8 protein-coding genes and 1 tRNA gene are annotated in these 12,142 nt (G+C 43.5%); 7 read left to right on the top strand and 2 right to left on the bottom strand.

The genetic code is table 11. The features are described from left to right. Positions 1-80: 80 nt before the first annotated feature. Complete coding sequence (locus IEY18_RS07520; RefSeq protein ID WP_188919415.1) at positions 81-1,703, bottom strand: ATP-binding protein; 1,623 nt, start codon at positions 1,701-1,703, stop codon at positions 81-83. Between the two features lie 179 nt (positions 1,704-1,882). Here IEY18_RS07520 and IEY18_RS07515 point away from each other — a divergent pair, with 179 nt between their 5' ends. Next, positions 1,883-2,494 (top strand): superinfection exclusion B family protein, encoded by a 612-nt coding sequence (locus IEY18_RS07515; RefSeq protein ID WP_188919413.1) that lies wholly within the window; start codon positions 1,883-1,885, stop codon positions 2,492-2,494. A 470-nt stretch (positions 2,495-2,964) separates the two neighbouring features. Here IEY18_RS07515 and IEY18_RS07510 read toward each other — a convergent pair whose 3' ends face one another. Further along, positions 2,965-3,096 (bottom strand): DUF3149 domain-containing protein, encoded by a 132-nt coding sequence (locus tag IEY18_RS07510; RefSeq protein WP_188919411.1) that lies wholly within the window; start codon positions 3,094-3,096, stop codon positions 2,965-2,967. Positions 3,097-3,458: 362 nt separating this feature from the next. Between IEY18_RS07510 and IEY18_RS07505 the strand changes: the two genes are divergently transcribed. The 6 genes from IEY18_RS07505 (at position 3,459) to IEY18_RS07480 (ending at position 12,109) form a co-directional block, all read left to right on the top strand. Next, a tRNA-Leu gene (locus IEY18_RS07505) sits at positions 3,459-3,543 on the top strand. A gap of 651 nt (positions 3,544-4,194) precedes the next feature. Next, the gene (locus IEY18_RS07500; protein WP_188919409.1) at positions 4,195-6,276 is read left to right on the top strand and encodes a TonB-dependent receptor plug domain-containing protein; all 2,082 of its coding nucleotides are present in this window, start codon (positions 4,195-4,197) and stop codon (positions 6,274-6,276) included. Positions 6,277-6,285: 9 nt separating this feature from the next. After that, positions 6,286-6,849 carry a YfiR family protein gene (locus tag IEY18_RS07495; protein WP_188919407.1) on the top strand — a complete coding sequence of 188 codons (564 nt, stop codon included), beginning with the start codon at positions 6,286-6,288 and terminating at the stop codon, positions 6,847-6,849. Then, positions 6,849-9,623: a response regulator gene (locus IEY18_RS07490; protein ID WP_188919405.1), complete on the top strand. Its 2,775-nt coding sequence runs from the start codon at positions 6,849-6,851 to the stop codon at positions 9,621-9,623. Before IEY18_RS07495 ends, IEY18_RS07490 begins: the two co-directional genes overlap by 1 nt. Continuing rightward, positions 9,610-11,691 (top strand): two-component system response regulator, encoded by a 2,082-nt coding sequence (locus IEY18_RS07485; protein ID WP_188919403.1) that lies wholly within the window; start codon positions 9,610-9,612, stop codon positions 11,689-11,691. Before IEY18_RS07490 ends, IEY18_RS07485 begins: the two co-directional genes overlap by 14 nt. Positions 11,692-11,761: 70 nt before the next feature. After that, positions 11,762-12,109 (top strand): metalloregulator ArsR/SmtB family transcription factor, encoded by a 348-nt coding sequence (locus IEY18_RS07480; RefSeq protein ID WP_188920016.1) that lies wholly within the window; start codon positions 11,762-11,764, stop codon positions 12,107-12,109. Positions 12,110-12,142 lie beyond the last annotated feature (33 nt).

The following is a 12,142-nucleotide window of genomic DNA, read 5'->3' as shown; positions in this document are numbered from 1 at the left end:
TTCGATACAGATTGAAGAATACTGGTAGCCTCGATGTCGATGAGGAAGCGGTTAAACTCTTGTGTAGGGAGGGCCGAGCTTTAGCTCGGCTTATCTTTCGATTCTGCAAGAAAACCAACAGGAAGACGAATAATGAATTTAGCACCACCTAAGACCTTACTATTCTCGTAACTAATTGTCCCTTTTAGCAATGTTGCCGCGTTATACGCTGCAGAAAGCCCTAGGCCGGTCCCACCTTTACCGCGAGTTGTGGTAAAGAAAGGCTCAAACATATGCTCTGCTATGTCTTGAGGGATACCGTCGCCATTATCTTGAACACAGATTCGAATGTGTCCTTCATCCATTTTAGCGTGAATGAGCAGTTGGTTATTTTGTTCATTAGAAAATGCATGGGCAAAAGAATTGGAAATAACATTGGTCAAGACCTGATTAAACAATGAATGGTTCGTTGTTATTCTCAAATCTGGTTGCACATCAATCTTCACGATTGCTTCCTTGGGGGTATGCATCACTGCGACTGCCCCTGATATTTCTTCAATGGTGCTTTTGAGATTGAAGTCTTGATCTTCTTCTTGTTTTTGTTCTGCTGCGACGGTTTTAAACTTTTTAATCAGCTCACTGGCTCGTGTCACATTATTCACAATTAAGTTGCAGCTTTCTTGGTACTCATCCAGCAGCATGTTGATTTGTTCCAATGATGGCGACTGTGAATTAATGAGCTCTATTAGTTCATCTAAGCGAATGATTTGCGTGCTGGCAGCTGTTAAACAAATACCGATGGGGGTGTTTATCTCGTGAGCGACTCCAGAAACCAGACCACCTAAGGCCGCCATTTTTTCTTGCTCAACGATGACTTGCTGTGCCTTTTTAAGAATAAGTAAAGATTGTTCCAGCTCTTCGGTACGTTCTTTGACTTGGTGTGCGAGTTCTTCTTTGTAACTTCGTTCGACTTCTAATAGCCTTTCTCTGTCTGCTAAAGCATCTTGCAAGCTCGCTTTTGACTGCTTAATTGCAGTAAAGGAATGGCGTAATTGCGTTTGCATTTGGTTTATTGCTGTCGCGACTTGATCAAATTCATCTTTTTTTGTGTAGTTTTTAAATTGTATGGGTTCAAAATCCTCATCTAAATCAATTTCTTGGCAGTATTGACTGAGTTGGAGTAGGTGGCGGGTAATGTTGAGCCACACAAAGAGCAGAATAAAGCCCGCAACCAAAAAGGTTTTTACAGCATTAGAAAGCAAAATGAGAATGGCTCGATCCCAGAGGCGTTCATAGATTGCATTTAAGTCAGCTTGAATAATTAATGAACCAACGCGCATTTCGTCGGTACTGGAGCGGTAATGCAATTCGAATTTTTTCTGAATAACGCTGGTTAATTTCTGTTGATGCTCACCAATACGCCATTGCTGGCCGCTGTCATCTAATACTTCTAAATAGGTGATGTCAGGTAATTGGATTAATCCATTGAGCTGGGTGTTGAGTAGTTGCTCGTCCATTACCCAAATGCTCGCAGCAAGGACGTTGATGTTAACTTTTTCAATATCGCTAAAGGCACGTTCAATCCGACCAATATCGCTACGATAATCTGCCAGCAACTGAAAGCCCGTCGTCATTAGAGTGATCAACGAGCTAAACAGCACAATTGAGATAGTAAGCCGTCTTCCTATAGGGCTTTTAATCAACTTATTATGAAATCGTATCATATGTTTTTTGTTATATTTTCATATCCTTGAGCGTATTGTTTAAGCATAGTCTGGCTGTAAAAAAATGCAGGGAAATATTGTATCGAGATTTAGATTCATACTTACTGCTCAGTAGCATATTGCTGGCATTAGACTTGCAGTTACTGGATTGTATTGAAAATCTGGCGCAGGAACTTGCTATGCAAAAATTTAAATTAGACTCATTAATATCTCTTAAAAACAAAGGGTTATTGTTCCAGTTAATGCTGTGGTTGACGATCTCTTGTGGTGGCTTACTCGCACTACCTGGATCTACCTTGTCAATTTTACGACTCGATCAATTTGTATCGAGCAATGCTCATTTTATTGGTTTGGGCATGATAGTGGGCTTTGCTTACTTAATCAGTGGCGTTCTAAACCTTGCTTTAGATGCATCGATTGCGCATTTAACTCAGAAGAAAGTTATTCAAACTGTGGAAAGTAAGGTGTTATTGCTTGATCCTGCAGAAAGGGCGTTACTAAGAGAGTTTTTCTTACAGGGCAGTACGAAGTTAACCTTGCCACAGGATGAGGAAGCGGTTAAGTCGCTTATCAAATCATCGATACTGGAATGTTTGGGCAATGAGCGTCACTATGCAATACATGGCCCAACGGCGGATTACAAAATTTCCATGCATGCTCGAGAATATTTGAATCGACAGGTATTACGGTTGCCCGCAGGTGAACCTTCACAAGAAGAAATGCAATTATTAATTCGCAGTCGCCCGCATTTTGTTGGTGGAATTGTACAACCAAGAAAGCACGCTGCTTAGCCCCGCCTCCTTGCAGAGTTTTACCGGTACTAGTGCCATCTTCTGGTGCTAGTACCTCTAAGTTTCATGGTGCTGGCATTTTAAAGGCTGGCTGAGCCTATCAATTCTCGCTATATATTTATCTAAGCGTCAGACTTATAAAAAATCTCATCCTGCCCCGTCGTAAAGCCGCAATTTCGCATCCCATTTGCTAATGGGCGTCATGGTGGGCTCCTATGCAAACCGTAAAACATACAATTTACAGTCACACCATTCCGTTTTAGGGGAGTGCTTAAGAAAGCATTTTGATAGAGGTTTCAAAGGATGTGGTAAAACTGGCCATGAAAGCCATGCGTTATAAACTGAGTCTAAGGTTTGCTCAGAAGGCGAAATTGAGAAATTCCTTTGAGGATTATTGCATATAAAAATGGGAGCCTTAAAAACAAGGCTCCCAAAATACTCAACATTACACACGCATTTAGGAAGTAGTTCTAGTTATGATCTCTCGATTTCACGATAAACATCCAAAGCATGTAAGACATGATGCCTATGGTGCAAAAGATAACAATCATTGAGAGTAAGCCCACTGGGTTGCCGAACATTAAGTCTAACCAAAAAGCCATGATTGAAATCCTCTTTCTCGTGAAGTCCCCATTAAATTACCTTTAAATCGCACCACAAAATCTGATCTTGATCAATAAACAGGCTTTGCTAAATGTGTTGGGCGTCTCATTGATGGCGAATTGTGATTGCGATCGACTGTTTTATTGTTGAACTCATAGCTGCTCACATTTGATTTTTTTGCCTTATGATGAGTGGATGCTCAATAAAGTGGATGCCCAATAAATGAAGCAGCGTTTGAATTTTACCCATTTGACATCGATATGAATTAAAACGCTTGCCATTCAATATTCCAAATGTATAATTCTGCTCACTTACTCAGATGAGGTATTTGACCTTGGCTTGGGTAAAGACAATTTGATATGCCGGTGTGGTGAAATTGGTATACACGACGGATTCAAAATCCGTTGCTTTCGAGCGTGTCGGTTCAAGTCCGACCACCGGTACCATCAAATCTAATAAAGCCTCAACTTTTGGTTGGGGCTTTGTTGTATCTAGACTAATCAAAGTCTTAGCTCAGTTTTTCTTCCTCGTTATCAACAAATTTCACTCTCGAATTGACCCACTTTATCGACCTTGAGATTTCTACCATGGTTTATCTATGGCGCATCGCATGCCGATTCTGTGCTCAAGGCAATCCTAGTAAATCCAACAAATGCTAAAAGCTGTCATCTCACAAGCTAGTATCACCAAGGCTTGTGGACTTGAAGAACCATGGTAAGACCATGGTGACTTTACGGTGCTATGCAGTTCTGGTTTGGCTGCTATGTGGTTCCTAAACGTTTTGATGGACTGTCGAAAAGTCGGTTTGAGATAGGTGGCGATTCACTCGCAGCTTTATGGGTTGGGTTTACCGCTATCTCTGCCTGAAAAATTCTCTATATCAGATCTTTCATATTCTTTGATTCATTTAAAGTTTTTGCTTCTATGGCCGATACAGGTTTGTCCAAATTGAACAATATTGTTCATTAGTCGGAAGACTTACGTGATAGCTATCACTAATCAAAGATTATTAAAGATCAATTGTGCACGAAAGTGCTATTAATTTAACAGTTAATTTACGTATGTATATTTGTTTTCCTAAATGAGAAGTATTTCATATGCATTTTAGAATTTTGCTGTCTCTTACTTGTATTTCTGCCTTTGCCGCCCCCCTTTGCTTTGCCGAAAAAGCATTACAAAGTGACTTCTCTGAAATGAGTTTTGATGAACTGATGCAAGTTGAAGTGACATCTGTGAGCAAAAAGGCAGAAAAGCTATCGAAAGCTGCTGCCGCTGCTTATGTTGTCACTTCTGAAGAAATCCGCCGCTCCGGTGCGACTTCAATTCCTGAGGCGCTGCGACTTGTGCCCGGTGTCGATGCTGCGCAAGTTGACCCCAATAAATGGGCGGTCGGCATTCGTGGTTTTAATGGACAGTTTACCAATAAATTACTGGTAATGATTGATGGCCAAAGTGTTTATACACCAACATTTTCAGGCGTGTTTTGGGAAAATTTTGACTACTCGATTGCAGATATTGAGCGAATCGAAGTGATTCGCGGTCCTGGTGCAACGCTGTGGGGAGCGAATGCTGTAAACGGTGTGATTAATATTATCACTCGTGAGGCATATGATGAAAATCGCGCCGCTGTTGCAATCACCGCCGGTAACGAAATTAAGCATATTGCCAATATCAGTGGTGATTACGTGTTCAGTGATGCTGTTAAAGCGCGGGCTTATGCCAAATCTAAACAGTTAGATGGAGGCATTTCTGCTTCGGGACCAATGCTTGAGGCAGGCCGAAAGCAACATAACGATGCAGAATATAAGCAATTGGGCGGACGTATTGACTGGCAAATCTCTAGTGAGCAATGGCTGACGGTACAAGCAGATTTGTATCGTAACGATATTAACCAAGAGCATACTTTCCCTCTATTTGAATCGCCTTTTTTGAATTCGTTAGTTGAAGATACATTAGAAGGAGAAGGCGCAAAAATTCAGGCGCGATGGCATAAAATTACCGGCTTAGACTCTGAGCTACAGCTACAATTCAGCTATGACTATTATGACCGTGTCGATGGAAAGCTGACCGAACATCGTGATACTGCCAATATTGAGTTCCAACATCAGTTCGCTCCTCGCGTTGATCATGAAGTGGTTTGGGGCGGTGGTGTACGCTGGAGTGAAACCGAAATTCTACCAAGCATGATCATTTTGCAGAGCGTTCGTGATGATGTTTATAGTTGGAATTTATTTGCACAAGATACGGTGACGTTTCCTGAACAACATCTGTCTTTAACCGCCGGTGTTAAAATTGATGGCTTTGAAAACGGTGATAGTGAAGTTCAGCCCAATGTTCGAGCAAGCTGGCAACCCAATACGGCAACGACTTTGTGGGGGGCTATTTCTCGGGCAAAACGCACGCCATCCTTTGCAGAAACGCAAGTCGAGTTAATTTTGGAAACGAGTCCCCCGGTAGGACTCGCACCACTTCCAACAAGGATTCAGGTCAATGGGCAATCAGAGTTTGGTGCAGAGCAAGTCGATGCATACGAGCTTGGTTGGCGTTGGCAAGCAGCCCCCAACTTAGCATTTGATGTCGCAGCGTTTTATAACGAGTACTCAGATCTTCGAAACTATCTTCCAATCTATTTTGACCCAAGTGTACCGCCAATTGATGTCATTGGTATGCAACCATTCATTGCCATTGACTTAGAGTCTGAGAATAGCATTGAAGGCCATAGTCAAGGCGTTGAAGTCTTGGCGCGGTGGCAAGCAAGTGAGTCAGCCCAGTACCGATTTGTCTATAGTTATATTGATACCCAACTGGAAGACAAGTTGCTTGGTCGTGATTCTCTTGTTGGTGCGAGCCAAATTTCTGCCGATGAGGATCGCTCACCGAATCATTTAGCATCCATATGGGGGGCTTTCGATCTGGCTGACAACGTAGAGCTCGATGTGCGCCTTTTTTATTCCGGAGAGCGAAGCTGGGTAAGAACGCCGGTTTTACAAGAGTTTCATATTGATAGTCAAGTGAATGCCGATTTAAGGCTATCATGGCGTGCTAGTGAACACCTTGAGTTGTCATTGGTGGGACGAAACCTTTTAAAAGATGAGCATCAAGAGTTTATCTCTGAATCTTGGCCCGTGCCGACTCAAATAGAGCGTAGTGCTTTCTTGAAAGCTGTTTATGCTTGGTAACCTAGTGAAATGAATCCTTTAAAAATTGTTAGTGGGATTTTTACAGTCGCCTTCATTTGGCTGGGGATGACTGAGCTGCAGGCTGCACCGAAATCGTCGCCGCAACTTGCCAGTTTAAAATCTGCTTATATTTACAACATTGCCAAGTTTACTCGATGGCCAGAGGGAACCTGGCATCGTAACGATGAGTCGTTAATTTTATGTGTATATGGGCGTGGTGATGTTGTCTCCGAGCTAAAAAAGCTAGAAGGTAAATTGGTCGACAGCCACCCAATTGTATTGAACTCGCCAACCGAACAGGCAGAGTTTTCAAAATGCCACCTGCTATATATCAGTCCGCAGGAACGGAAACGTTTCCGCTACCTTTTTGATTTGCTACCAATGCGCAGCTTGTTAACGATAGGGGATGACCCAAGTTTTATCAGCAGTGGCGGTATGGTGAATTTCAAACAGCTCAATAAACGTTTGCGTTTTGAAGTGAACATGGACCAGCTTCGCTCCTCTGACCTGACTTTCAGTTCGAACTTGATGAAACTCGCGATTCAAGTTGAACAGCAGGGAGGGCGCCGCTAATGGGCTTACCACATTATTCGCGACTATCTTTACGTCAACAGCTAACGGGAATTGGGCTGATTTCTGGCACTATCGTCGCGATTACCATTGTTTGTTTGTTTGGTGCCTTACAATATTTTTATAGCCATGAATCGGCGAAAACCCAGCTAGAAACGCTCTCCAAAATTGTCGCGGTTCAAAGTACGGCAGCGGTGAGCTTTATGGATACCCAAACAGCGCAAGAAACATTAGATAGCTTAGCTGTGAAGCCCGATATTTCTATGGCGAAAATATATGACCAGTTTGGGAATTCACTCGCGGAATATATACAGCCTAGTTTTGAGAGGCATTCGCTCTATGGCTTGGCCACTCACTCACTTGAAGAGCTTCAACGTTTACAAACGGACGAAGTTTTATTGCATATTGAGCCGGTAAAACTCAATGGGCAATTGCTTGGTTTTGTGATGTTATTGAATGATCAGAGCCAGTTGACTCATCAATTACTGGTACAGGCTTCATTAGCGCCGATTTTTGTCATCTTCGGAACCATTGTTGCACTGATGTTAGCCATTCGATTGCAGCGAAAAATATCTAGCCCACTCATTCACCTTACGCAGGTGATGCGGCAGGTTTCTGCAGACAAAAATTACCACGTGCGGATTGAGCAAGCTCGAGAAGATGAAATCGGCTCCCTGATCCAAGGGTTCAATATGATGTTGGAGCAAGTGGAGCAGCGCGATCAGGCATTAGAAGAGCATGGTGAAAACTTAGAGAATGAAGTTGCAGCCCGTACCGAAGAGTTATTATTGGCAAAGGAGAAGGCTGAAGCAGCAAGTAAAGCAAAGAGTGAATTTTTGGCAACCATGAGTCATGAAATCAGAACGCCAATGAATGGCGTTTTAGGGATGGCTGAAGTGCTGCGGGATACGCAGCTTGATCCTCGACAGCAAAGGTTTTCAGAAGCTTTATATCTATCGGGCAAAAACTTACTTGCTATCATTAATGACATTCTGGACTTTTCGAAAATTGAAGCTGGTAAAGTGGAAATTGAAAAGGTGCAGTTTAACCTAATTGAAATGATTGAAGATTTGGCTGTTCTCTACACAGAGCAAGCTCAAAGGAAGCGGTTGGCCTTGCAAATTTTGGTTGCGCCTGAGCTCCATAGTACATTTCAAGGGGACCCGATACGAATTCAACAGATTTTGACCAACCTATTGAGCAATGCGATTAAATTTACTGAGTCGGGCTCGATTACTTTAAAAGTAAGTCAAACCGATGATTTGAAAATCCGCTTTGAAGTCGAAGACACTGGGATTGGTATTTCCAAAGATAAGATAGGCCATATTTTTAGCGCATTTCAGCAAGAAGACAGCACCATCAATCGCAAATATGGGGGCACAGGGTTAGGGCTGTCCATTGCGAGGCAGTTAATCGAAATGATGGGGGGTGAGTTAGTCGTGGATTCGGTGGCCGGCCAAGGGAGTAACTTTTCATTTTGCTTACCCTTAGTTGCAGTCGCGTCAGTTGAGCAACATATTCCTGAGTCACTGTCCTGTTTACAAGGTCGGCAGATGTTGGTTGTCGATGACAATACCGTTAATCAGCAAGTGCTCGCAGAACATTTAAGTGCATTAGGTGTCACTTGCGAGTTTGCCAATGACGGTCACCAAGCACTGAGTATGCTTGATGCTGCGGAAAAAGGTCAGCGACAATTTGAGCTTGTATTCCTCGACATGCACATGCCGTCGATGAATGGCTTAGAGTTGGCGCAACGTATTCGTGAACGACAGTTTAAGCAGCCCCCAAAAACCATCATGCTGAGCTCAATGGTGACGGATCGTAAAACAATCCACAGTAAACAAATTGACCATTTATTGCATAAACCGGTATTAAAAAGAGAACTCATCCGTGCTTTACAGTCGGTGTTAACTGTAGATGAGGCCGTCGATACTGCTGACAATCAAGCCTTGCACTTCGCTTATCCTTATCGAATTTTAGTTGCAGAAGATAACCTGGTAAATCAACAGGTTGCACTGGCAATGCTGGAGTCGTTCGGTTTGCAGGTTGATTTGGTTAGTCATGGTTTAGAGGCGGTTGAGGCTATACAAAGCCGGGTTTACGATCTGGTGTTGATGGATATGCAGATGCCGCAAATGGATGGCTTACAAGCAACAAAGCAAATTCGTGCGCTTGAATCTTCTGGCGCTGTTGAATCAAACTTACCCATACTGGCAGTGACTGCGAATGCAGTGGAAGGAGATCGAGAGCAGTGTGTTGCAGCAGGAATGAACGGCTATTTAAGTAAGCCATTTTCACGTGAGCAGCTATTTGACACCTTAATTCCTTGGCTGATCACTCCGAGAAGTAGTTTTGCTGAGTCTCACCGTCAAGTGAGTGAAGCGACGGAATCGGACTCAATTGTGGATCCCGCCGCCCTGGAGCGCATTGCATCTTTGCAAGCGAGTCCGCAACAAGCAGCAGCGTTGGTGGAGAAGGTGATAGAGCTCTTTTTGGGTTCGCTTTCTCAGGCATTAGAACTCTTTTCCAATGAAACTCTGGTGCCAAATAACTGCCGCCAAGTCGCCCATTCTTTAAAGTCGAGTTGTGCCAATGTGGGGGCTACGGAGTTATCAAGTTTATGCCGCCAATTGGAAGAGGCCGCCGAACAGGAAGACGTTCATACAATGAACCTCTTGATCGTCGATATTCGTCATCAAGCTCAGTTGGTGATGCAGTATTTCACTAAGCAACAATTGCAGGCCGCAGAAAAAGGAGTCACAGATGCATCTCAATGAAACAATTCTGATTGTTGATGATGATGAAATGACTCGATTGCTTCTCGTGCAAGCTTTGGTCTCGCTTGGGGTCAGCACGATTGAAGCTGTCGATGGTGAAGAAGCCATGCAGCAGTTTGAACGCCATCTACCAGAACTTGTATTGCTGGATGTCGACTTACCAAAGTGCAATGGATTTGAAGTGTGTAAAGCAATCCGGCGAACCCCAAAAGGGGCGGATGTGCCGATTGTGATGATTACTGGTAAAGACGATACGGCGTCCATTGAGCAAGCCTACCAATTTGGTGCAACTGATTTCATCGTCAAGCCGATTAACTGGGCTTTGATAGCCCATCATGTGCGCTACGTTTTACGTTCAAGTCGAAATTTTAAAGCGTTGAAAGCAAGTGAAAGCAAGCTTGAGTATGCGCAGGAGTTTGCCAAACTTGGGCATTGGCGCCTTGATTTACAACAAGATGTTCTGCAGATTTCTCGGCCGCTTGCTAAGATGTTCCAATTGGACGATATTGAGTTCCCCCATGGGTTGAGTCGATTTCTTAATTTGGTACATCCCAGTGAACGATTGCATGTGAAAGCGCTATTTCAAAATGCGATCAACACCAGACAGCGATTTGATCTCGATGTTCGCATGATTCTACTTAATGAACGCTTAGTTCATGCCCATATGCAGGGGCAAGTAGTCGTTGATGACGGCGTAGAGTACTTATCTGGTGTGTTGCAAGACATCTCTGAACTAAAAGAGTCTCAAGCCCAAATCACCCATATAGCGCACCATGACCCACTTACTGATTTGCCCAATCGAGTTTTGTTTCAGCAGCAGCTTGAATCTTCGATTGTCAGGGCAAAGCGCAATCAAACAAAGCTAGCTCTGCTTTATATCGACCTTGATCGGTTTAAGAACATCAATGATTCTCTCGGTCATGATATGGGCGATTTGTTGCTGCAAGAAGTTGCTAAACGTATCACGAGTAAATTGAGAACTTATGATCTATTGGCGCGACTCGGAGGCGATGAATTTGCCATTATATTAGAGCCCATTAAGCAAGATGAGGAGGCGTTGCTGATGACTCATCAGCTACTCGATATATTTGAAGCGCCTTTTGCCCTCAAATGCAAGACTGCCTATGCTCGCGGCAGTATCGGTATCTGCTTATTTCCAGATAATGGGACCTCGGCGGAAGAGTTACAACGAAACGCTGATAGTGCGATGTATCAAGCAAAACGAGCCAGCGCCCAGCATTTTGCGTTTTATTCCCATGCCTTAACGGCACAAGCACAACACCAGTGGACCATAGAAAATGGGCTGCGAAATGCGATTGAGCAACAGGATTTCGAGCTGGTTTACCAACCGAAAGTGGCGATAGATACTCAAGAGGTTGTGGGGGTGGAAGCGTTATTACGTTGGACACCATTTGATAAAGCATCGATTCCACCGAATATCTTTATTCCGATTGCAGAAGAAACTGGGCTAATTATTGCGATAGGTGAATGGGTTATCCAGCAAGCCATTTCACAGCTTCAGCGATGGCAAAACACCAACCGTCGCGAACTCAGTATTGCAATTAACGTATCGGGGCGACAATTGCACAGCCAACACTTCACTGAGTTTGTTGAAACTTCCCTTGAGGCCGCACAAGTTCGAACGGGGTTGTTAGAATTTGAAATGACCGAAGAGTATTTGGTGTCCACAACTGAAACCGAAACTTGCTTAGCGACGTTAGAACGCTTGAAAATACTCGGCATTCGTCTAGCCATTGATGATTTTGGAACCGGCTATTCTTCTTATGCACAGTTAAAAAACTTGCCGATCCATACGCTGAAAATCGACAAATCTTTTATCGACAACCTCCCCGAAGACTCTAAAAATTTGGCTATTGTAAAATCAATGATTAACCTTGCCGATAACCTAGGGATGCAAGTTGTCGCAGAAGGAGTAGAAACGCACAAGCAGCTACAGTGTTTACGACAACATGGAGCCCATTTAGTGCAAGGGTTTTATTTTGCGAAACCCGTTGCGCCAGAAATGTTAGAGCAAACTATCGAAGAGATTAAAAACAAACGGCCGTAGTCGAGACGGTTGAAGGTCGTAGTGATTATTGGTATAAGCTGTGGCTACGAACAAAAATGGGGAAGGCACTATTAACGCGTTAAGTTTTTATAAATGTTTAGCGGATGAAACTCGACTTAAATGTTTACTGTTGATGCTAAATGAGGGTGAGCTTTGTGTGTGTGAGTTCGTCAGCGCACTTGCTTTACCGCAGCCCAAAATTTCTCGACATCTCGCTTTGTTGCGGCAACAGGAGCTTATTCAAGATCGTCGTCAAGGTCAGTGGGTGTTTTATCGTGTCAATCCTCAGCTCGCCACATGGGCCACGAATGTCTTAAAAAATACCCTTGCTGCAAACCCTGAGTTTATTCGTGAAAACCTAGCCAAATTAAATGAAATGGGACAACGTCCTGAGCGTTTGAGTGCTTGTTGCCCGTAATTTTCGTTAGCATCGCGTTAAAACGGCGGCAAT

This window comes from Shewanella gelidii (genome assembly GCF_014647855.1).
GTDB lineage: Bacteria > Pseudomonadota > Gammaproteobacteria > Enterobacterales > Shewanellaceae > Shewanella > Shewanella gelidii.
The sequence above is the reverse complement of the archived record's forward strand: the minus strand, read 5'-3'. Positions and strand labels throughout refer to the sequence as shown.